Genomic DNA, 22,221 nt, shown 5'->3' with positions numbered 1-22,221 from the left:
CTCGCTGGCACCGAGGTCGAGAGCGCTGCTCGGAGCCGCTGTTGTGAAGCGCCGGGACACCGCCGGGACACAAACGCCTCTTTCGGGGCCGTGTTGCCAACGAGTCACCGGCGTAGATGGGTCGGCTGCGAGCGCCGCGCCGGCGGCGCCTGCGACGCGTTCTGTGGCTGTGCGGCGAGGTACGCGTTGGCCTGCTCGGCGGCGGAAGCGAGGTGCCGATTGTCTGGGTGCAGATAGCCGCGGGTCGTGTCGATTGACTTATGCCCGAGGATGCGCTGCAGAACGTGGAGCGGGATCCCCGCATCGGCCATCCAGGTCGCTCCGGTGTGCCGTAGCCCGTGCCGGGTGAGAGATGGCAGCCCGAGGTCGGTGACGAGGCCATCCCATTTCGTCGCGTCACGCACGCTCGCGGTCGTGAGCACGCCGCCGCGTGGCCCTTTCAAGAGGCGTTCTTCCGGTTCCCGGTTGGCGGTGAGCCGCTCGAGCACCGGGGCGAGGGCCTGCAGGATCGGGACGGGGCGAGCCTCCCGTCCCTTGGTCTGCTTGGTCACAAGACCGCCGGAGCCAGGGTAGGTCTGCCGGCGGATCGTGACGATGTTGGTATCCCAATCCACGTCCCCTACCTGGAGGCCGGCAACCTCGGAGCCTCGAGAGGCCAAGAGCGCGCAGAGCATGACGAAGTCCGAGTAGCTCTGATGCACCTGCCCGCAGATGTCGGCCAGCGCGGTTAGGGTCGCGAGGTCAGGCAGTGCATGCGCTCTGGGGGAGGTGTCCCTCGCGTCCAAGGTGACTGCGGTCTTGCCGAGGCTTCGGCGAGACCGGTGCCGGGCGGGATTGCTGCTGAGCACGTCGTCGCGGACGGCCTCATCCAGCACTCGCACCAGCGGGGCGATACTGTTCTTGATCGTCGACGCTGAATGCTTCGTTTCCCACTCATCGATGGTCCGATCGATCATCCCCGCGGTGATCGAGGAGATCGACAGGTGCCCGAGCGCGGGTATGACCCGCAGCCGCATGCCGACCTTGTAGTTGTCCCCGGTGGAGGTCAGATCCAGGCCGCGGGTCCAGCGGTCGCCGATAACTGACAGGTAGTCGGCGAGGGTGATATGTCGGTCGATGCCGATCGCCGAGGACGCCTGCAGGCCGGCGAAGAATGCCTCCGCTGCCTCCTCGTCGGGAACGACGAGCGCGCGCACCATCCGCTGTTTGGTCTGCGGGTCGGTCCAGCGCGCGCGGGCACGGATGCCGGAGGGACGATACTCCAGGTCGGTGGCGACCTTCACACCGATCGGCGGGATCGGGGGCGGAGCGGCCTCAGCGGTGCTCATCGCTCGAGAGCGCTGCCAGCCAGGCCTCGACCGCGTCGAGCCTGTACCGGGTTATCCCTCCCACACGCAGGAACGGCGGTCCCTTCCGGTCCGCGCGCCACCGCGACAGCGTCGACTCCGACACCTTCAGGTACGCGGCGACCTCGCGGCTGTCCAGCAGCGGTGAGACCAGGAGCTGCTCCGCGCCGGCGCTCATGGCCGGTCGCTCCAATCCGTGTTCACAATCTCGCGGATCGTCGCGTCCTGCTCCCGCTGCCTCGCTTGCACTTGCGCCTCCACGAAGGCGAGAAAGTCCTCGGTCCGCCCAGTCACCGGCCGTTCACTGGTGTCCTGTTCCGTCCAGCCCTCCGCTTCACCGCCGGCCCACGGGGTGATGCGGGTGGGACGGTCGCGATCCAGGCGTGTGCCGGCGATGGTGACCCAGTCGCGAAGCCGCTCGCGGGCGACCGCGAAGTCGTGGTGCCAGGCGAGGGCCTGGTTGCCCTTTGCCTGCGGGTCGTAGCAGAACAGCCAGTGCTGCCGGAGGGCGGACAACTCCCAGAGCAGCTCAGGGTGGCGGTGCCACATCGGCGGGACGATCTGCGCGGGCAGCCCGTATTCGTGCCGGAGCCAGTCGACCCACGAGTTCAGCTCGAGCAGCTCGTGCTCGAGGTCGTCTGGGGGCAGGGTGCGCCAGTTGATCGGTCGCGGCACGTCGCCGAGGACATCGGTGATGTGTTGGGCGTACTGCTCGGCGACGACGCGCTGCACCTCGGCGACAGCGTTCTCGTCCAGGTCAGGCTGGTCGTCTTCGGACGTGGTCATAGCGTGACTCCTTTGGGCACAGCGCACAGAGGAAGAAGAGGGAGGGACGCCGCCGGCGGGGGCTGCGGGGCCGCCGGCGACGCCCCGGCTATCGGGCGACCGGCTCGCGCTGGGCGGAGGCCGCGGCGGCGGCGCCGGCCGCCGGTGCGGTGTCGAGTTCCTGCTCGCGCCGGGCGAGGGCGGCCGCCGCGGGGTCGGCCTCCTGCGCGTCGCGGTCGGGTGCGCTCTGCTCCTGGGTGCGCTGCTCGGTGCGGCCTCGTTGGAGGCGGATGGTGCTGAGGTTGTTGTCGGGGCCGATGCTGGAGGCGACGAACCGCTCGCGTTGCTCGCCGTTGTGCTCCGAGGCATCCACGCGGCCGGTCGCGACGAAGTTGTCGCCGTTGCGGAACGTCTCCGCGGCGCGGGCGGCCGATGCGTTGAACATCACTAGCTGGGACCGGACGGGCGGCGGGAAGATACCGTCCTCGTTCGGGTTCGGATCCTGCAGACCGACCCACGCGAACAGCCGGTTGCGGCCGTTCTCCGAGGTGGTCAGCTCGGGGTCCGACATGAAGAAGCCCACGACTCCGGGGCGAGTAGGAATGGCCATGCCATCTCTCCTTCTTTCGCTGTCGACTGATTCGCCCGCGGTTGCGGGGTCACTTGTCAGGTGCGACCCCGCGCAGAAAATCCTGCCCCCTACCTCGTTCTGTAGCTGATCAACGAGAGAGGAGCCGACCGATGGACACGAGCATCCAGTTCCCGGAGGGTGACAGGGCCGCCCGGGTGATGATCGCCACGGCGTTCGAGCCTGGTGACCGTGTCACTGGTGCGCTGCTGCGCGAGGTCGGGCCGACCGCTACGCTCCACTTGGCCGACGCCGACGGCCCTGTTCCTGGGCTGGACGAGGAGCGGGCTGCTGCCTGGCGTGCGCAAGCGCGCGTGAATCCCGACCGCGCCGGTCGGGTGCTCGCCGATTCCGACCGCCTCGGTCTGAGGATCCTGATCCCGGGGGATCCCGACTGGCCGGTCGCGCTCGATCAGCTCGGCGACCGCGCTCCCGCCGTCATCTGGGCAAAGGGGAATACGGACCTGCTCCGCGCTCCTGCTCCGGCGGCGATCTCGATGGTCGGGGCGAGAGCAGCAACCCGGTACGGACAGGATGCGGCGACCGAAATCGCGGCAGAACTCGCCGAACAGCGCATTCCGATCATCTCCGGTGGCGCATACGGCATCGATGCTACTTCGCACCGGGCGACACTGTTGCACGGCGGCTCGACGATCGCCGTGCTGCCGGGCGGTCTGGATCGTCCGTACCCGACCGGGAACGCCGACCTGTTCGACCGGATCGCTACCAGCGGTTTGCTGGTCAGCGAGATACCCTCCGGCTCGGCGCCGACGAAGTGGCGCCTGATGCAACGCGGCCGCATTATGGCAGCCTTGTCCGCGGGCGTGGTCGTCGTGGAAGCCGGTTATCGCTCATCCGCGCTCCACGTCGTCCGTGAGGCCGCCTCGCTGGGTCGTCGTGTGGGCGCGGTTCCCGGTCCGATCACGAGCTCGGCCAGCGCTGGCTCGAACCGGCTCCTCCAGAGTGGTGAGGCTGAGATGATCACCAGCGCCTCAGACGTGGTCGCCACGATCCTGTGGGGCCAGGGATACACGGCCGAGCGCAACCACGCCCTCCCGGCGGAGCAGGCTCCGCGCACTCCGTCGCCGCCAAGCCCGCTCGGACGCTGACCCTCTTTGCCACCCCTCACGCGCCCGCCCGCAACTCGGCCTCCACCGCCGTGCGGTCGGCTCGCAGCTGGGTCGCATCGCGACGGGCGGGCCAGGCCCGCAGGTCGGTGACGATCGGGCGGGCGGTGCGCAGCATCACGACCCCGGTACCGAATGGCAGGGTCCGCAGAACGTCCGGCGGGAGGATCGGCACCCGCCGGATGGAGCGCTGGCTCGAGTGTGCGCCGTACGCATCGGTCGTGTAGGAGTCGGTGCCCTCGTCGCGTTCGCCGATGAGCGTCGACAGGTCCTGCAGGTCCCGGCTGTTGGATGCGCCGCCGAGGATGACCTTGACGATGGAGGCGTCCCAGATCGCGTTCGCATTGTTCTCGCCCCACTTCTCCCGCGCCTGGGCGAGCGACTGGAGTACCGGGAGCGTCGTGATCCCCGTCCCGCCGCCCTCAGCCATGAGGGTCGGGAGGCTCGGCAGCGGCGACAAGTTGCCGATCTCGTCAAGCGCGAGCAACAGCGGAGGGTCCATCCGAGCCCCGGCCGATCGGGCGGCGATCTTCCGGGCCGCCTCCACGAGATCCTCGATGAACGCGGCCACCAACGCCGCCGAGGCCCCCGCACCAGCACCGGTGGCGAGCATGAACAATGTGCCATCGGACCGGAGGAAAGTCTCCGGGTCGAACTCCTCCCCGGCAGACGGGGATACGGCGTCGAGGACACGGGGATCCGCGAGCGCTGCCAGAGCAAGGGACACGCCCTGCCAGATGCTGTCGCGAGTGCGGGGGTCGGCCTGCACCATGGCATCCAGGCTCTCGGCCCACCCGTCGGCCGCACCCGGGTGTGCGGAGAGCACCCGGACAGCGTCGGCAGCAAGAGTGGGATTCAGCGCCCACTGGTAGAGGGTCTTCGCGTCGCGCCCGTCGAGGGCGGCGGCGTGCAGCAGCGCCTGGATGGCGCTGGTCGTCTTGCCTTCCCAGAAGCCGGCGTCCTGCACCCCGCCGAATCCGGTCGCCGTCGCCAACCCCTTCGCTCGGATCATGGCGGTCAGCGGATCCTGGCAGCCCCGCACGGGCGACCATCGCAGCCCGGAAGGCAGGCCCGGGGCCAGCTGCTGCGGATCGAACACGGCGACAGGGCCCTTCCGAGCTCGGGCGCGGAGCGTCGCGGTGAGGTTGTCTGGCCGGGTGGAGGTCGTGATGACCGCGCCGGGGGCGTCCAAGATCGCGTTGATCACGACATGCAGGCCCTTGCCGGAACGGGGCGGACCGATCAGCAGGATGCTGTCCTCCACCGTCGCCCACACCTGTCCGCCCTTGCTCGAGCCGAGCAGGTAGCCTACGTCGCCCGGAGCGGCCTTGGCGGTCAGTGATGGGCGCAGCGTGCTCGCGCGCTTCACGAGCGTCTTGCTGGAGGCGGCGCGAACGATTTCACCGGCGGTCGCGGTGCCCGCCAGCTGGTGCGGGTTCGTGCCCGATCGGGCGCGTCGCACGGCCCGGAACACGAACACTCCCGCTGTGCTGAGCACACCGAGCAGGACGACGACCAGAAGCCAGTAGACGACCGAGTTCAGGCCGTCAGCCCCGATTGCCGCCCCCGGGTCGTTCGGGGATGCCAGGACGCCGAGCCCGTCGGTGAGGCTCCCGGTCGGCTCTGGATGGCCGGTGAGGAACGCGGCTGCACTGCCGGCCACTCGGAGCACGCCACCGAGGGCGATGGCGGCGACCAGGGCACCGAGGGCGACGTTCACCAGGGCGTCGTTTGCGGGGCGGGCCTGTCCGGGCGCGGGCATGACGCGCCTCCTTCCTGACCCCGTCCGTGCGGCAGGGTCAGGAAGGAGGTATGGCTCGGCGAAGGTCAGTCGGCGCGCTGGATCGAGATGGTGCCCGAGATGCGACCCAGCAGGACCACCTCGCCGGTGACCGTCGCCTTCTCCGCCCGATCTAGGAGGGCGCGAGCGGTCCCGTTGCCGGCAGCGGAGGTGTGCCGCAGGATGAGCGCGATCGCGACGTCCTCGCCCGGGACGAAACCGTCGGACGTGAGCTCGACTAGCAGCGGTCTCGGCGCAGGTGGCGGTGTCAGCGCATCAGCCGGCGGCCCTGCTGGCGTGATGATGTCGGCCCAGACACTGCCGTCCACCTCGTGCACCTCTACCCGAGTCGGGCTGTGCAGCCGCGTGACGAGCTCGCCGATCGCCCGGCCGAGCTCATTCCGGGTCGTCGGCGCGGCGGGGATGCGCCGCCCGTTCACAGTCAGCACGATGTGCTCCTCGGAAACGACCTCCGCGATGATCAGCGGCAGCACCGCCGGCACCCCTTCCGGCTCGCTCTTGCGCCGCATCTTCACGCCGCCGTACCCTCGTCGAAAGGTCGGCGCGAGGGGTGCGGATCCGTGAACTTACGGAAGTCTACGGGTTCGTTGTCTCGTTTCACATGTGGTAGGTGCGCGTTACCGCCCGCCCGTTGGGCGCTCGCCAGCCGCTCCAAGAACGACAAGCGCGGCCTTCACGGGAAGCTCGGCGAGGGTCGCCTACGCGCCTTCGCGCTCGGCTCACGAGTGACGTGGGCGAGCGAGAGCGTCAACATGACCGGGGAGAGCGAACGTATCGTCATCGAGGGCGTCAAGGAGCGGGCAGAACCCTTCAGCTGGGAAGCTTCACCTTCGACCGAGACGACGACCGGCACGGTCGTGACGGCTCTGAACGAACAAGACCGCAGCCTTAACTCCCTTCTCAGCGACACGACTCTCGCGACCCTCACGTCCCACTTCGCTCCAGTGCTCCTCAACGACGACTCGCTGACGGTGATCTTCGACGGCTCAAAGCTCAACCCGAGCGACGAGATATTGGATGACACCACTGTCGAAGTCGGCCTCGACATCAACCACAACGCTGTGCTCTCAATCCGCATCATCGAATGGCGAACGGGCAAGCATCGCGCGATCTACTTCGGTGAGGACGCGGAGCGATTCGTCGTCGAAATGTCGGGGGCCGAACTCGAGAGCCAGACGGCCTACTCGGCCTACGTCACCTGGAACGGCTTCGACGTCGACTCGCTGTCGGAGCTCGGACTCGGCGAGATGGCTCCAGACCCGGCCGGCGCCGTGTGGCGAGCCACCAAGACTGCCGTCCGCGAGCACTTCGCCTCGCGACGTCGCTCGCGCCGTCGCGATCAAATCGACGAGTGGAAGTCGAAGGGTATCTACCCGTACGAGGCGGAGCCTACGACTGAAGCTGACAAGGCCGAGCGAGCTGTCTTCGACATCGTGTCTAGTGCCCTTGTGCCGCAGATCCCGAAGCGAAAGGACGGAGCACAGCTGACCCTGAACCTTCTTCGCGATGCGTTGAAGACTGATCCGGAGAACTTGGCCCTGCTGGTCAGCGAGTTCGTCGCCCTCACTGAGCAAGATCGACAGGCACTCACCAAGCTGCTCAGCGAGACAACGCTCGCAGGTGTGATCCGAGCCGCCAACCTCGTGACAAGTCGCACGAAGTTTCTCGCCGGGCTCGAGCACCTGCTCTTCGATCCAGACGACTCGAAGAAGGTTGGCGAACGCGACCACCTCCACAAGATTCTCGAGCACGAGCTCTGGATCTTCGGCGAGGAATACCACTTCATGAATAGTGAGCGAGGGCTCACACAGATGCTGCGTACGCACCTCAAGCTCGAAGGTTTGCCGACAGGCAAGGCCGAGCCGGTCAAACGATGGGACGGCAAGAGTGGACGAATAGATCTCCACCTCGCCGTCAAGGCAAAGGAGCACGACCGAATCCGTCATCTCGTGATCGAGCTGAAGGCGCCGGGCATCACTGCTGGTCGCACCGAGCGGAACCAGATCGAGGACTACATCAACGTCGTCGCCGACAACGCCGCGTTCGCGAGCGATCGCTCGGTGTGGGAGGTCATTCTCGTGGTCACCGACTACGACGGTGTCATGGACAACTCGATCATCGGATCCGACCGCGAACTTGGACTGGTCTTCGAGCCCGACAAGAAGCCCGGCCGTCCGACCGTGCGAGCGTACGTGCGCCGCTGGCGAGACATCATCGACGAGAACAAGAGACGCTTGGACTTCGTGACCAGCTCTCTCGAGTTCGACCCCTCGCTCGCCGAGGGATTGGCGTTCATCCGTGAGGAGTACTCGGAGCTGATCCCCGACAATTTGGCCACTGACGAGGAGCCCGACAGCGGCGATAGCTAGGCCACTTCCGGAGAACGGGATGTTTGGTATCGGCTCAACCCGTGTCGGCGGCTGTCGAGCGCGTCTCAAAAGTGGCTACAGTCGCCTCGATGTGGGTGGACGTTGACGCGTCGGTGCCCTGATCGACGATCCGTCGGACCGAAGTTCGGCTAAGGTCCCGCCTGCTGTGGCGTCCGTCTCCAGCCTGGTTGATCAGCCGAACGCGGGGAGACGGCGACATGGATTGACGACCAAGCGGCTGACGCTCGTGCAACGGCCAAACGCCTGAGGTCGATTGGATAGTGAGACGCCCGCGCCTTGGACACCGCGCTCTTGCTACGGCGTGTTTGTTGGCTTGTACGAAGGACACAAAGGACAATGAGCGAAACACCATTTATGCGCTCGAATTGATCGACAGGATGAGGCGCTTCCGCACTAACCCGCTGCCCGCTTGGCTTCAAGAGCCTCCACGCGCGTGCAGAGAGACAAGGACGTCTGATGCAGATCACCCACCTCCGGATTTCCGGCTTCCAGTCGTTCGGTCCGACGCCGACCACGATCACACTGCGAGATGTCACCTACGTGCTTGGCCCGAACGGCGCCGGCAAGACGGCGGTGCTCGAGGCGCTGTCGCGGCTGTTCAGCCCGCTACCTACACAGCGCAAGATCCGACACTCCGACTTCCATATCGCCGCCGGTCTCACCGCTGTTGAGGTGCACGCAGACGGGCCCGAACTTTGGATCGAAGTCGACATCGAGGTCCCGGAATCGGGCGAGGACGGCGACCACCCGTCTGTCCCGCCGAACTTCGCGCACATGCGCATCGCGACTGAAGACGGTGTACCTCGGATCCGCGTCCGACTCACCGCCACGATCGCTCCGGACAATGTCATCGAGGAGAAGCTCCAGTACATCCTCGAAGCTGACGCCGATGGGGCGCCGACGCAACGAGCTGATATGTCTCGATTCGACCGCGCCAACATCGAAGTGCACTACCTGCCTGCGCGCCGCGACCCCGCCGAGCACATCGCCTACACCACCGCTTCGCTTGTCGGACGGGCGCTGCGTGCTGCCGACTGGACAGCGGAGCGCACCACGCTCGACACGCTGTCGAAGGATCTCACCGACTCGCTTGCAGGGAACGCAGCGGTCAAAAGCATCGGCGTGCAGCTCGCGGGGGAGTGGTCTGGGCTTCACTCCGGCGCCTTCTTCACCGACCCTTCAATCGCGTTCGGCAGTGGCGACCTGGAGAGTGTGCTGCGTCAGCTAACGGTATCGTTCGCGCCATCTCCGGCCGGTTCCTCGCTGCCGTTCGATCGGCTCAGCGATGGCCAGAAGTCCTTGCTCTACATTTCGCTCGTGCTCGCCTGGCAGTCGCTAGCACGGGAGGTGTTGAACGGCACGGAGACTGCCTTCGATCAGCACCGACTCCGACCGCCGGTGCACACCATCATCGCGCTGGAAGAACCGGAGAACAGCCTTGCTCCGCAGTACCTCGGTCGCATCATCCGGCAGCTCCGCAAGGCTGCCGAGCATGGAGACTTGCAAGCGCTGATTGCAACCCACTCGCCTGCCCTGCTGCGCCGCGTCAATCCTGAGGCCATCTGCTTCCTACGTCTTGACGGTGATCGTCAGTCTCAGGTGCGTCGGATCGTCCTTCCGGCCAAGAACGACGAAACGGCGAAGTATGTTCGTGAGGCGGTGTTGGCCTTCCCTGAGCTCTACTTCTCGCGCTTGGTCGTTCTCGGTGAGGGCGATAGCGAGCAAATCGTGTTGCCGCGCGTACTCGCTGCGGCTGGCGTTGCGGAGGATGACGCGTCAGTCTCTGTTGTCCCGCTGGGTGGTCGTCACGTCAATCACTTCTGGCGCCTATTGAACGAACTGGAGATCCCGCACGTCACCCTGCTTGATCTGGATTCCGGTCGGTACCAGGGAGGGTGGGGTCGCGTTAGCAACGCGCTTAAGCAGTACAACAAACTCAACCCAGGTACCTTCACAGACGCCCAGGTTGACTGGCTCGCCAAGTGGGACGACGTCGTCGATTTCCCCGTCTACAACGAAGTGAGCCTTAAGGACGGTCACGGCCCGATCTATGCGCTGGAGCAGAAGGGCGTCTACTTCTCCCACCCGGTAGACCTCGACCTGATGATGCTCGAGGCCTTCCCCGACGCATACGGGGTGGAGTCGGTTGGAACGCCCGACGAGAAGACAATCGCCGCCGTGCTCGGCAAGTCTCACGCGAACGAGGACCACCTGCCCGAGGATGCCTTCGAGCTCTTCGATGACTACCACCGCTTGTTCGATCTCAAGAGCAAGCCCGCGTCGCACCTCAAAGCGATGGCGGCGCTGACTAACGAGGAACTCCTGGCGGATCTCCCCGAGGTCTTGCAACGCCTGGTCGCGGACGTGCGGGCCAAACTCGAGGCGCTTCCCGAGTGATTAGGTCAGAGGACTGGACTCCGGTCGGCGGGCTGGGGCTCGAGCCGAACGCTCTGAAGGCTGTCCGCGAGACCAGCGCGAACGTCGTCGTTACCGCTGGTCCAGGCGCAGGGAAAACCGAGTTGCTCGCCCAGCGCGCCGACTTCCTCTTTCGCACGGGAGCGAGCCCGTACCCGAAGCGCATCCTGGCGATCTCGTTTAAGGTCGACGCCGCCCGCAACCTACAGTCCCGCGTTCGCCTACGCTCGGGGTCTCAGTACGCCGCCCGCTTCGACAGCTTCACCTTCCACGCGTTTGCCAAGCGCGTCATCGACAACTACCGTCCGGCTCTCACGGGCCAGAACGCGCTGAACCCGGACTACCGGATCGATGCCCGGACGCGCATCCTGAACCAGCAGATCACCTTCGATGACCTCGTGCCACTCGCGTTAGAGATCCTCGAGAAGAACGACTACGCTCGGGGCGCGTTGCGGCAGACGTACAGCCACGTCTTCATGGATGAGTTTCAGGATGCAACGACGGCGCAGTACGCATTCTTGAAGGAGGCCTTCGCCGGCACCGGCGTGCAGCTCATCGGCGTCGGTGACACCAAGCAACGCATCATGGGGTTCGCGGATGCACTCGAAGGTGTCATGGCGACCTTCGCCGACGACTTCGGTGCGACTGAGCTTCAGCTCTATCAGAACTTCCGATCCAAGCCTCGGCTGCGCCGGGTGCAGAACCGCATGATCTTGGAGATGGACCCGTCCGCGGCGAGCCCGGACGAAGACCTCGAAGGCGAAGAAGGCATCCTGGAAGTGCTCCGCTTCGACACCGACGAGGAAGAAGCAGCTGCGGTCACGGAGATGATCGGCGAGTGGCTAGACGAAGGAGTACCGCCACGAGAGATCACAGTGCTGGCTCGGCAGCAGCCGCACCTCATCACGAGCGTCTTGGGGGGAAACCTCACCGCTGCTGGCATTCCGTACCGCAACGAGCAGCAGTCCCAGGATCTGACCGCGGAGCCCGCTGCCGCCCTGATCTTCAACTTCCTCCGGGTCGTTGCGGACGACGGCCGTCCCGAGGCGTACTCGGAATTGGTGCGCGTGGTGACGCGCGGCGGCATCGAAGAGGCTGACGGCGTGCTGGACAGTAAGCTCCGAACGATCCTCCGTGAAGCACGGCTGACCGTGCGCGCTACCGGGTTTGTTACGTCGGACTACGCCTTGTGGAAGCCGCTCATCAACTCGTTCCTCAAGTTCGTAACGCGTCCGGCGCTCAATGCGCTGTCGCCTTCGTATCAGCAGGGTTCGCGGCTCAATGACGTGATCAAGGAAGCCGCCGGCGCCTTCAAGCGCGAGCTGGCGGTCGACGGTGAGCCGGTCGCGGCGCTCGACCGGCTGTCGGAAGAAGATGCCGTCCGGATCCTGACGGTGCACAAGTGCAAGGGCATGGAGTTCGAGAAGGTCATCGTCTTCGGCGTTGAGCCCCAGTTCTTCTGGGGCAAAAAGGACGCCGACGTAAAGGCTGAGTTCTTCGTGGCTATCTCGCGGGCGAAGGATGAGCTCGTCCTGACGACAGCGCGCCATCGAACAAAGCCGGACGGCGCGAACGCCTACTGGCGCGAGGATTCGCCGCCACATGAGGAGTTGCTTGGGTATGCCGATGAACCCTGAGCTGTTGTCCCGCACCAGCCCGTTCGATCCGGGATTGCTCCGGAAGCTTCACGTCGTTGATCTCGAGGAGCTTAAGTGAGCCTCGGACGAGGAGCCCTTCGTTCGTGAAGGCTTCGAGCTGCTGAAGGAAGCAGCGATGCTCCTCGTTGGAAATAAGTCGAGCCGATCGCGATATCAGTCCTCCCGGGCGGGTATGCGCTGCCAGCCCGGTGAAACGGTGCGCAGGTCCTGCCCAGGCGTCCACGCTCGGACCTGGGAACGAACGAGCGCTCCCGGATGGGACGTGCTCCAACCCACCTCCCGGTAGACGTCCTTTCCCGTGTTCTCGACCCAGATCAGCGACTTCCGCTCGGCGGTCAGCCAGTCCCGCAGGAAATCGGCATCGACCAGGAGCTCGTTCTGGCCCACGTTGACGGAGTGCCGCAGAACGGCGATGAGTCGGCCGCTCGTGTCGGTCCATCCGTTGCGGCCGTTCCAGTGGAGGGTGCCCGGTGCGGGACCAAAGAACTCAGGAGCGGGGGCGTCGAACGAGATCGTTGCGAGGTTGCCTGGCGCGTACTCGTTTTCGCCAAGTAGCTCCCACACTGCTGGTCGTGTCGGAACGCTGAGCGGGTCCGTCCATTCGTGCTTCAAGACACTCAGCGTCTCGCCGTGGTGGTGCCCGAACGGGTACTCGCCCACATACCCGCTGTAGCTCATGGGGAGCCGGGACATCCCAAGGTCGTTGATCACGTCCCTTCCTTCGAGTTCGCCAAGGGCCACGGGAAGATCGTCGGTGCTCACCACATGGGTGTAGAGGTTGGTCCAGACCTGGTGGGTGCGCTTCGTGGTGTCGCCGGTGAGGTCCCAACTGTATGAGCCCGAAACGACGATGAAGGGGCGTCCGTCTCGTTCGGCGGAGGTGACATCGATAGTGGGGAGATCGGATTCATCGGCCACCCATTGGGCGTCAGTTCTCCCGGTCTTCGCGTCCCAGTTGTAGGTCGGCACCCAGGGACGGGGCGCATCGCTCGCGGGTTCGAACTCGGTCACTGTGGGGTCGACCTGCCGGACGATGGAGGATTCGGGTCCGGGCACAGCCGGCGGTGGGGCTTCCCAGGAGCTCCTGGTCTTGGGTGCGTGATCGGATAGGTGACCGATGAGCCGGTTGAGTGCAATCCACTGGTACTTCTTGCCGATCCGTTCGATCCACTTTGGCTTCCCGCGTCCGGGCCCGTACTTTCCCAGCACGTAGCCGTCGAAGTTTGAGTGCAGCCGGGGTCTGTATCCGAGGCGGATGACCTCTGCGACCACCCACCGCGCGCCGGCTGCCGCGTCGACACCTGGCCGGTCATGGAGTTCGTGCTTGAGCTGGTAGGTGAAGAAGTCGTCGACCGTGGTGGAGTGCACGAGCTTCGGGTAGTCACGATTGTCGTAGGGGCCGATGTCGTCTTCGGTGGGCCAGGTCAGCGGCCAGGTGCTGCTGTAAGGGGGCCTGAAACGGTCGGGCGTCACCTCTGCGGGCAGCGCTCCGCGATCGAGTGCCGCTTCGAGAATGCAACGGGCGGCGTCGCGAACCGCGGCGTTGGGGGTGAGGTCTGCGGAGGGTGTGAAGAAGGCGGCCGAGACGACCTCGGCGGCAGCGCCCCAGTCCGCGTCGCTACCGCTAGCCAGCAGCGCCGAGTAGGAGACCTGAAGGACGCGTTCGACGACCCACTCGTCGTCGACGATGCAGAATCGTTCGAGCAGGGCGGCGGCCTGGTGAGGGTGACGCGCAAGCAGGCGGGCTGCGGCGATTGTGGCTGGCTCGCGAACGCGGCGATCAGTGGCGCTAGTCGTCCAGAGCAGTGCGGCGACCCACAGTCGGGTGGTTTCCGTGCCGACCAGGTCGAGCGGTTTCTCGCCTCCCCAGCGGATCAGACGGTCGACTGCTCCGCTGGTGCCGTGACTTGTGTGCAGCCACCCGGTGAGGAACTGATCTCGGGTCGACATGGTGAGTTCACTGAAGAACTCATGGAGGAAGTCGGCGTTGAGTGGATGGCCGGGGCGAGCTGCGAGCCTGAACAGCATCGTAAGGCCTGCGTCGAAGGTCTCACGGCGATGCAAAGCGTTGGTGATAATGCTGCCCGTGTCGAGGGTGATGGAGTACACGGATCGCCATGCCGTGCCGGCGATGACGGCAGCGTCGCGCGCAGCGGTGTCGGGGATCTCGGCGGTGAAGGCGGTCAGCTCGAGCCCGAAGCGTTCGGCGACGACGACCGAGGTCGCTTCGAGGAGACCGACGTCGATGGTCGCGTCGAGTCCGATGAGCTCCCCGAGGCGACCGGACAGCTGGGCGCGGACGCCATCCGCATCGTTCACATGAGCGAGCGCATCGGAGACGATCAGGTGGTGGCCGATGCGCTCGAAGGTGATGGTGATGATGTCGGTGCCATAAGGGCTGCTGCCCGGGACGACGTCTTCTTCGACAAGACCCTGTGCGATGAGTCCATCGAGCAGCGACTTCTCGACACTGTTGTCGGACCAGATCGGGTTCAGCACGGCATGCGCGGTGAAGCGGGTGAGCGGGGCTCCGCCCTGGTCTGCGATAGCGCCGGCCAAAGCGTGCATCGCGCGGTGAACGATCTGGTCGGACACCGATGCGTCGACGAGATTACTGACGGCCTCGTTCGCGTGGTCGAGGACCATTTTGGTGAGCTCACCCAGCCCCATGTTGGCCTGGTCGAGCGAGAGGCGGCCATCGGATTGCAGCGCTTCGCAGACCAACCGGAGGTAGAGCGGGTTATCGAACTCGCCGTGGATCGGCGGTGACGTCGGAGGTTCGAGACCGTAGAACGCGGCATACTCGCTGACCGCCTCGAACTCGACACCCTCGAACCCCGTGTGCTCGAACCGGGGAATGGACATGCCGGGCGGGAGGACCTGATTGACGTAGTGGGTGCGTGCGGTCAGCAGCAGCCGAACGTGCGAGTGCCGGGTGACGATGGAGATGAGGCGATCGAGATTGTCCCGCCACACCGACCGTGGGCGGGTGTCGTTGAGCGCGTCGATGACGAGCAAGGTGGGTGCTCCTGCGGCGCGCGCGCTTTGGTCCAGCAGCGCGATGGTCTCCTCGCTGGTCAGGTCGGCCGGCATCTGGAGAACGTCGCGAAGGTGGGTGAGCGGGTCGTGGTTATTGAACCAGCGACCGTGCATCACGATGCTGGGCCGCCCTCTCTGAAGGCGCCGGGCGGCGGCATCCAGGGCAAGGTAGGTCTTGCCGATACCGGCGGGTCCGGTCATCAACGCAACTTGAGCGCTGGCGAGCGTCCCGAGGGGGCTGATGAGGAGCTCGATCGCGGTTTCGAGTTTGTCGCCCAAGTCGCGGAGAGCATCGACGGCTTCGGCCGGGAACTGGACCATGTATTCGCTCTGGTACTGTCGCCACCCCGCGGTGTCCCAGTTCTCGTGCGTCGCGTTCATCTGGTCGACCTCGAGGGCCTCCTGCTCCCTGACCACAGTGGCGGCCGCCTTCAGCGTTTGGCCGAGGCGCTGGAACTCAGCGTCCGTCCGGGCGCGCTCCCAGGTCTTGAGGGCCTCAATGACGGTCGTGGCGGCGCTACGGGCAGAATCCAGATCGGCATCGCTTCCGGCGTGCTGCAGGCGTCGTGTCGCTTCCGTGAGCTCGTCGACCTGGCCGAGGACGACCTGCCACCACTCATCGTCCGAGCAGAGCGCGGCGATGCTTCGAGCGGCAGGGACGTCCACGTTCAACTCTGGGGTGTACCGAGGTCTAGCAGCGTCGGTCGCGTCCTGCAGTCGGTCGATCCACCACTGTTGGGAGAGAACGTCGGCGTCGAACCAGTACCGCCGCTGGGCGCCGGAGGCGTCCAAGTGGGTTAGGCGTGTGGCGATGTTCGTCGCCCATTCGAACTCGAAGGTGACGGTCATGCCGCGGGCGGCCGCCATCGTCTGCCAGCCGTCGAGCCAGCCACCGTGGTCGTTTATCTTCTCCAGCAGCGATTTCCCTCTGCCACCCGTGCGGCCGGTCGGATCGGCGGGGATGGCGATGATGTACTTGGTGAGATCCGGGCGGTTGGTGAGGGCAGTTTTGACGGATGCATCCAGCTGCGACTTGTCAACGGCGGCATGGCTGGTCCAGTACTTCGCTTGCCAGCCGTGCTCGGCGCCGCCGGGAAGGGTCCAGTAGCACTCGACGCCTCCATCGCCTCCGGCTCCGTGAAGGGATACGAACTTCGCATCGGCGTCCGGGGGCTCTTGCGCGACCAGCTCGCAGATGAATTGCTCGTATCCGTCGCGCTGGCCTCCGGCGCCCAACGACCGCACGCGGGCAAAGTCGATATCAGGAATGTTCACTCGGCCTCCTCGCTGGGCTGGACATGTCTCTCGAGCGAAGAACTCCGAGGGGAGGATAGTTGCGAGATGCAGCAATCACCCGGCACTGGTACTCGCATTGAAACGGCCGAGAAGCGGGGGCTGTTCATCGAGACGCTTGACGATCTCGAAGCGGTTGTGCGACACCATCGACCAGCGGAGCCAGTCAGCATGCGAGATCCTCCCGGCGCGGATCGAGTGCTACGGGAGTGGATCGCCGATGCCATCCGGCGATCCATCGTCGTTGAGGGGAAGAGCATCATCCGTCGTCGCCCATTCGTTCCGCTTCTGCGTCGTTACGGCGGGCTTCATGCTGATAGCTGTCCGCGATGCCCCGCAGGATGCGAGCCGTGCGTGGCCACCGCGTGGCGATCTTGCTAGCCATATCCCGGTACTGCTGTTCGAGCGCACGTTCCTGATCGCCGCCATCGAACACGCCACGCGAAGTCACACCACGTTGATTGGTCTTGCCGATGTGCAAGCCCGTGTCGATCCGTGCATTGCCAACGTTTTCGATGACTTCCCGAACGGCTTCGGCTGGCCAGACCCCGTCTGACCCAACGGGGCTCGAGGCAAGTACCTGCCCGATCTGCTCGTCGCCGATCGATGCTCGCCCACTGTCCGCGAGGGCAAGGCGGGCGGCGCGTACCCATTCCGTGAGGTGGTCGGCGTCGATACTGCCGTCGTCCGCAAGTCCGGGGAGCGTGCGCCATTTGCGGAGCACTGAGAAGGATAGGTGCGCGAAGGCCTGCTCCTGTGGTGAGGGCGTTCGCTTGGGCACCCCTTCCGCGCGGAAGATGGCGCTCACCATGTTGACGAAGTCAGTGGGATCCTTACTCAGCTCTCGATAAAGGGCGCCCGAAGGCTCATGGTCGTGGACAAGCTCAAAGAACATGAACTCGTAGCCTGGGAGTTCGTCGTCGTCAGGCACCCGTTGTTCCATGTATTCCAGAAGTTTGCCGACGTAGTAGCCGCTCATCGTGGTGTCCTGGGGAGGCTCCGTTCCTCGACGTAGTGCGTCGAACACCTCCTTGACGAGACTGATCTCCGGTTCCTGATGCTCGTGCAGCATGATGCTCAGAAGTGCCATCGCCTCCCAGGGGCGACCATGTTGAACGAACAGCCGGACGCCCTCCGCCCGATCGTCAGAAGCCGCAGCGAAGGGCTGAGCTCGCTTCCAATAGGCCTCTTCGAGTCCTTCGCCCAGCGAGGACACCTCAGCCCAGTACTGGCGCGAGAGAGGCACTGCTGCCATCAGAATCTCTCGAGCTTCGGCCTCCTGAAGCGCCGGGCTTGCGAAGGCGTTCTTCAGCCACTCCATCCCCCCTTCGTGGATCTTCACGCTCACGTAGTTCAACGCTGCTTGATTCAAGTTGGGCTCCGATGAACTCAGCCACCCGAGAATCTCTTGATCTGGTGCGTTGGCCTTGCCTGCGAGCAGCCGTCCCACGACATGGGGTGTCTTGACATCGATGGTGAGCGAGCGCAGTGCGTCTGAGCCGAGTACAAGTACGTGGTCGAGCGCCTCGCGTTGAAGTCGCGCGAGTTCGATGTCGTATCCTTCGTCGCCCAGCTTGAGATTGGGTATGTGAGCCCGCCAGTCGAAGAGACTGGAGAACCGTCGCCCGTCCTGGGTGGGCGCGAGGGCGTCGGCAAGTTCGCGGAACGTGACCACGTCCTCAGCGGGCATAGCCCACTCGGCGTCGGAGTACTCCTCGTGCCGTTCTGCCTCGCTGCTCAGCGTTTCCCAAACCGCATACACGTCTTCGGGCGACCAGTCTTGAGCGCCGATGACCTCGCGGAGCTTGGCTAGGACTGCGACCCGTTCCTGGGGCGGCAGTTCATCGATCTGCGGAACAAGCTCTTTCCAGCGTGCTGCGTCGGTCCCAGCAGCGGCGGTGACGAGGATTACGAGCTCATGAACGAAATGCCCCCAGTCCGCATAGGTGACCGATTGCCGGGTGGGCGACCAGTCGCGATACGTCGGAGCGTGCGGCTGGAAAGCAACTGCGTGACTCTCAGGCCAGACGCCGAGGGCAAGCTTCCAGCCGACGTCGGGTTCGCGCTGCATGAGACGCGCGATGACGGCGAGTTTGTCGTCGACGTTCGCGCCGCTCTGAGGCAACCAGCCCGCGGCGACATTCTGCAGGCTCTCGATCGGACGATTGCTTAGCCGACCACCGGGATCCAGTGCGGACAACCTTCCAAGAAGCGCTGCCGCCCGACCGAAATAGGTCGGCGACCAGCACAGCGTCTCGAGTGCCCACAGCAAGTTGGGGTGTGGCGACGATGGTCCGAAAAGAGTGTCCGCGCCGCTGTCTTGGAACATCGTGCGAAGAATCGGGTCGGTGCGGTCCAAGTCGAGTTCAACCGCATCCTGAAATACCTCCGGGGCGGCTTCCGCCAAGCTGGGCAGGACACTGGCCAGTCGAGCCCAGGTCGTTCCTGTGTCGTCGGCGTTTGCAGCTTGAAGTAGATCGTGAACGAGCCGGCTGACCCGCCCCTGCATGGCTAGGTCAGCGGGAAGCTCGACGTCGCTCGCGGCGGCGAGCGCTAGTCCGTCCGCCATGTCTTTCCTGAGCGTCTCCGAATGGGTCGGGTTGGTGCCTTGGGCGCTCGTGGTCAGACGAGCGACGGCATCCATGCCCTGGTACGGGTCCGGTGTCAACAGGACATCTGCGACAACCTCGGCCCACCTCGCTAGTTCACCATCAGTGAGCGTCGGTAGGAGGAGAAGAGCAGCCTCTGCCGGCGAGGTGACACGCCAGGTGCCGCCCGAACGAACGAACGGTGCATCCGCACGGCCGGCGAGACTTTTCAGAAGGCGATCGATATCGTCGCGTGATCGTCCGGTCAGTCTTTCGATCACTGCGAGGTCGCCTTCAGCGTTCGTCCACGAACCAACCAGAACGAGCGGTGCGAGGATAGCGGCTTGTTCGGTATTGGTGACCCACTCTGGGGCTCGGAAGCGTGGCTCGCGCGCGATCGAACGAACGAGCGCGGGCACACTGCGACGCGCGAGGGCCACCATCGCCTCGGCCTTGTTCGAGTCGGACACGACGGCCTTAAGCGCCTCGCGAGCGGTTGCGCGGTCTACCTTGCGGAGCTCAATCTTCTTGGCGTTTCGAATGATGTCGCCGGGCTCGGCGATCAAGATCACCCGATGTCCGTTGTCGACGGCGGCCGCGAGGTCGGGCGCATCGGAAAACAACGGAACGAGAATTAGAGGAGACCGCGATTCGGTCAGCCGCTGCCAGGCGGCGCTGTCGGTGACAACAATGGCCCGGTACAGAAGGTCGTTCTGCGCAGCCAAGGCGGCGAACGTGAAGGCGAGGGCCTCATCGCGCCACGGCGCTTGAATGGCCAAGATCGCGTCGCCGGATCCTGCAGCAGTAAGGGTTGCACGCAACGCGTCGGCCTCAGCGGTGCGTCCAGCCGCGAAGAAGTCAGCCGGGAGCGCCACCGTCGTGCGACCCTGAAAAGCCTGCCACCACCGTTCGATGGTCTGTGCGTCTCGCGGTCGGTAGCCTAGTCGCTCCGAAATCCAACGATGTACGGACGGCGATGCTTGGAGCCAACTCTCCAGAGTGTGCGCATCGATGGCCTTCACGTCAGAGAATTTCGTCTCGGCGGCGCGATCGGAAGCCCACGCGCTACCGCCAGCCCAGTTCCTCGGCGTGGCGAAGACAAAGACTGAACTCGCGTCAGCGGGGAGGGCGAGCACCCGCTTGTCGTAGTCGCTCTGAGCCTTTCCCTTCGGGTTGGCGTCCGTGCCGAACTCGAAGCGCAGCTCGCCGACTGGAAGGTACGCACTACCTGCAGACGTGGCGGTGCCGTCCCAACCAGAGGCAGCCACACCCTCGTGGGCGCGGACTTGCAGATTGCTGATCCCGGGAGTCACCGCGAGAAGACGACGCATCAGCTCGGGAAAGGCGGTCTTCGCATCATCGCGGGCAGCCCAGGTGTTCAGTTCGTTGGCGGTGATGAGCTCAGGCCCGTCCGTGCGGAGCGCGGGTGCGACAGACGAAGCGCTTGAGCCGCGTTCCTTCTGAAGGCGCAGGACCTCTTCTCGAGCAAAACGATGCTGCGTCGAGCCAGGAACACGAGCTGACACGAGGGTGCCTGCTGTGACCCAGTTCCTGACGGTGTTTTCGTGCACCCCAAGGAGCTTCGCGGTCTCACGAACGTTCAGGAATGGCTTCAGTTCATCTTCACTCTCCATACCATCAGTATAGCAGATTGTGGACTTTGTGTACTTGGATTGCATTACCGGGCCGTTGACCTGTGTGTCGGCCACTGGGTCTCATCGCCAATTCGGCCCGTAGAAGCGCAAGGCGCACACTCTGCTTGGCGAGGCCGAGCTCCCGCGCGAAAGTCGTCAAGGATTTGCCCGCCCTGTAGAGGACGACTGCCTGGGCAGTTTGGTTGGGCGTGAGCGGCTGTCGGCGCATGGGCACGTTCGTGTCTTTCAGTAGGCGCAGGACCGTTGACTTCCCAATGCCGTAGCGCGGTGCGACGGCGGGCGGTGTGTCCTCGCAATCGGGCCTCTCCGTGGGATGCCGCGCGTGTGGGCGAGCGAGAAGAAGTTCTGTCTGCGCCCCACGGCAGAATGGACTCGACGCGAACGCGAGCAAGCAGAGGGGAGCACGAGTGCTGAACTGGATCCGACGAGCGCTGAACCTCCCAACAGACGCCGTGCCCGTACCCGCAAGGTCCAAGAACCTCCACCAAGCGGTGCTTGGAGAGGCGGTTGTCTACTTCGCCCATACTGTTCCGACTTCGAAACCCATTGATCTCGGTAAGGCGGCGAAGCAACTCCTTGATACTGAACTCGCATTGAGCGCAGCGTGGCCATCGGACAGGTCAGCGCGACTGCCTCCGTCCTTGGAGAGGATTGAACGAGACCTGACCCGCCTTCGACAGCTCAAGACATGGACCGACAACCTGAACGGGCTGCCGTCCTTGGTGAGGGGCGTTGTCTCGCATCCGGTGACTGCGTTCCGAGTACTCCGATTGCTCAATGTAAAGCGCAACGACGTTCCGGACGAGGGCGAGGAAAACTCGTCGCTCGAAACTGTGCGTGTCGAGGTCGAGAAGATCCTCGTGGACGCACAGAAGGTCACGCTCATGGAGAAAGAGATAGATGATGATCTCTTCTGGAGCGAACAAGAAGACCTCGATGCTTATGTGCGGTTGTTCCTGCGCACGACGCAGCACACTATCCGAATCGGTGACAAAGAAAGGTCGATCACTCTTGAGCCTCGGCTGATGCTGCACCGTGAGGATGTTGTGCAGATTACCGGCTCTTCACAGATGAGGGTGTAGGTCCGTAGGAGACCCCCGACCCCGGGAGACGGGTCGAGGTCCTTGATGATGGAAGTTCTCACACTGCCTCACCAAAGACCTCGACGTGCCCCAATGTAGCTACACCCCTGCCGATCTGACCACGTTCTGCCGCCTAGACGACCTCGGCCTGACCGTGACCGGCCAGCACCTGAGTCCCGAGCGGGCCGTCCTGTTGTGTCGTCCGGTCGAACCCGACGACTGGTGCCACCGCTGCGGCTGCCACGGATCACCACGCGACAGCGTGGTCCGCGAACTCGCCCACGTGCCGTTCGGCTGGCGTCCCACCACCCTGCAGGTCCGGTTGCGCCGCTACCAGTGCCGTGACTGCGGGCACGTGTGGCGCCAGAAACTGTCCCGCGCGGCGCAGCCACGGTCCTGCTTGTCGCGTGGGGCGCTGCGCTGGGCTCTGGAGG

The 22,221-nt window shown here is 64.9% G+C and carries 13 protein-coding genes and 1 pseudogene; 6 read left to right on the top strand and 8 right to left on the bottom strand.

The genetic code is table 11. The features are described 5' to 3' along the window. Nucleotides 1-104: 104 nt before the first annotated feature. The 4 genes from ABD089_RS09355 to ABD089_RS09340 all read right to left on the bottom strand — a co-directional run bounded on the left by ABD089_RS09355 (nt 105) and on the right by ABD089_RS09340 (nt 2,721). On the bottom strand, nt 105-1,328 hold the full coding sequence (locus ABD089_RS09355; RefSeq protein ID WP_343886089.1) for a tyrosine-type recombinase/integrase: 1,224 nt from the start codon (nt 1,326-1,328) through the stop codon (nt 105-107). Further along, nucleotides 1,315-1,524: a helix-turn-helix transcriptional regulator gene (locus ABD089_RS09350; RefSeq protein ID WP_343886087.1), complete on the bottom strand. Its 210-nt coding sequence runs from the start codon at nt 1,522-1,524 to the stop codon at nt 1,315-1,317. The genes ABD089_RS09355 and ABD089_RS09350 overlap by 14 nt, the downstream gene beginning before the upstream one ends. Further along, nucleotides 1,521-2,132 carry a hypothetical protein gene (locus ABD089_RS09345; protein WP_343886085.1) on the bottom strand — a complete coding sequence of 204 codons (612 nt, stop codon included), beginning with the start codon at nt 2,130-2,132 and terminating at the stop codon, nt 1,521-1,523. Before ABD089_RS09345 ends, ABD089_RS09350 begins: the two co-directional genes overlap by 4 nt. A gap of 88 nt (nt 2,133-2,220) precedes the next feature. Beyond that, nucleotides 2,221-2,721, bottom strand: a complete 501-nt coding sequence (locus tag ABD089_RS09340; RefSeq protein ID WP_343886084.1) for a hypothetical protein — start codon at nt 2,719-2,721, stop codon at nt 2,221-2,223. A 131-nt stretch (nt 2,722-2,852) separates the two neighbouring features. On the opposite strand from ABD089_RS09340, the gene dprA reads away from it, so the two are divergent. Next, nucleotides 2,853-3,848, top strand: a complete 996-nt coding sequence (gene dprA, locus ABD089_RS09335; protein WP_343886083.1) for a DNA-processing protein DprA — start codon at nt 2,853-2,855, stop codon at nt 3,846-3,848. A 16-nt stretch (nt 3,849-3,864) separates the two neighbouring features. Here dprA and ABD089_RS09330 read toward each other — a convergent pair whose 3' ends face one another. Together ABD089_RS09330 and ABD089_RS09325 are read right to left on the bottom strand one after the other, a co-directional pair. After that, the gene (locus ABD089_RS09330) at nt 3,865-5,628 is read right to left on the bottom strand and encodes a TraM recognition domain-containing protein (RefSeq protein ID WP_343886082.1); all 1,764 of its coding nucleotides are present in this window, start codon (nt 5,626-5,628) and stop codon (nt 3,865-3,867) included. A 65-nt stretch (nt 5,629-5,693) separates the two neighbouring features. Then, nucleotides 5,694-6,182: a hypothetical protein gene (locus tag ABD089_RS09325; RefSeq protein ID WP_343886081.1), complete on the bottom strand. Its 489-nt coding sequence runs from the start codon at nt 6,180-6,182 to the stop codon at nt 5,694-5,696. Nucleotides 6,183-6,419: 237 nt separating this feature from the next. On the opposite strand from ABD089_RS09325, the gene ABD089_RS09320 reads away from it, so the two are divergent. The 3 genes from ABD089_RS09320 to ABD089_RS09310 all read left to right on the top strand — a co-directional run bounded on the left by ABD089_RS09320 (nt 6,420) and on the right by ABD089_RS09310 (nt 12,109). Next, nucleotides 6,420-8,036 carry a hypothetical protein gene (locus ABD089_RS09320; protein WP_343886080.1) on the top strand — a complete coding sequence of 539 codons (1,617 nt, stop codon included), beginning with the start codon at nt 6,420-6,422 and terminating at the stop codon, nt 8,034-8,036. Nucleotides 8,037-8,513: 477 nt separating this feature from the next. After that, nucleotides 8,514-10,454, top strand: a complete 1,941-nt coding sequence (locus tag ABD089_RS09315; protein WP_343886079.1) for an ATP-dependent nuclease — start codon at nt 8,514-8,516, stop codon at nt 10,452-10,454. Next, nucleotides 10,451-12,109, top strand: coding sequence for a UvrD-helicase domain-containing protein (locus tag ABD089_RS09310; RefSeq protein WP_343886078.1), 1,659 nt, complete (start codon nt 10,451-10,453; stop codon nt 12,107-12,109). The genes ABD089_RS09315 and ABD089_RS09310 overlap by 4 nt, the downstream gene beginning before the upstream one ends. A gap of 174 nt (nt 12,110-12,283) precedes the next feature. Here ABD089_RS09310 and ABD089_RS09305 read toward each other — a convergent pair whose 3' ends face one another. Further along, a complete protein-coding gene (locus ABD089_RS09305) occupies nt 12,284-16,444 on the bottom strand; it encodes an NACHT domain-containing protein (RefSeq protein WP_343886076.1) in 4,161 nt (1,386 codons plus the stop codon). 277 nt (nt 16,445-16,721) lie between these two features. Then, entirely contained in the window at nt 16,722-20,684 is a 3,963-nt protein-coding gene (locus ABD089_RS09300; RefSeq protein WP_343886075.1) for a helix-turn-helix domain-containing protein, read from the bottom strand. Between the two features lie 428 nt (nt 20,685-21,112). Between ABD089_RS09300 and ABD089_RS09295 the strand changes: the two genes are divergently transcribed. Both ABD089_RS09295 and ABD089_RS09290 read left to right on the top strand, forming a co-directional pair. After that, the gene (locus tag ABD089_RS09295) at nt 21,113-21,787 is read left to right on the top strand and encodes a hypothetical protein (protein ID WP_343886074.1); all 675 of its coding nucleotides are present in this window, start codon (nt 21,113-21,115) and stop codon (nt 21,785-21,787) included. 85 nt (nt 21,788-21,872) lie between these two features. Next, nucleotides 21,873-22,221, top strand: a pseudogene (locus ABD089_RS09290) (ISL3 family transposase); the annotation flags it as partial.

Origin of the sequence: Luteococcus sanguinis (assembly GCF_039527675.1) — a bacterium.
GTDB lineage: Bacteria > Actinomycetota > Actinomycetes > Propionibacteriales > Propionibacteriaceae > Luteococcus > Luteococcus sanguinis.
Note: the sequence above shows the minus strand (reverse complement) of the source record. Positions and strands in the feature narration are given on the sequence as shown.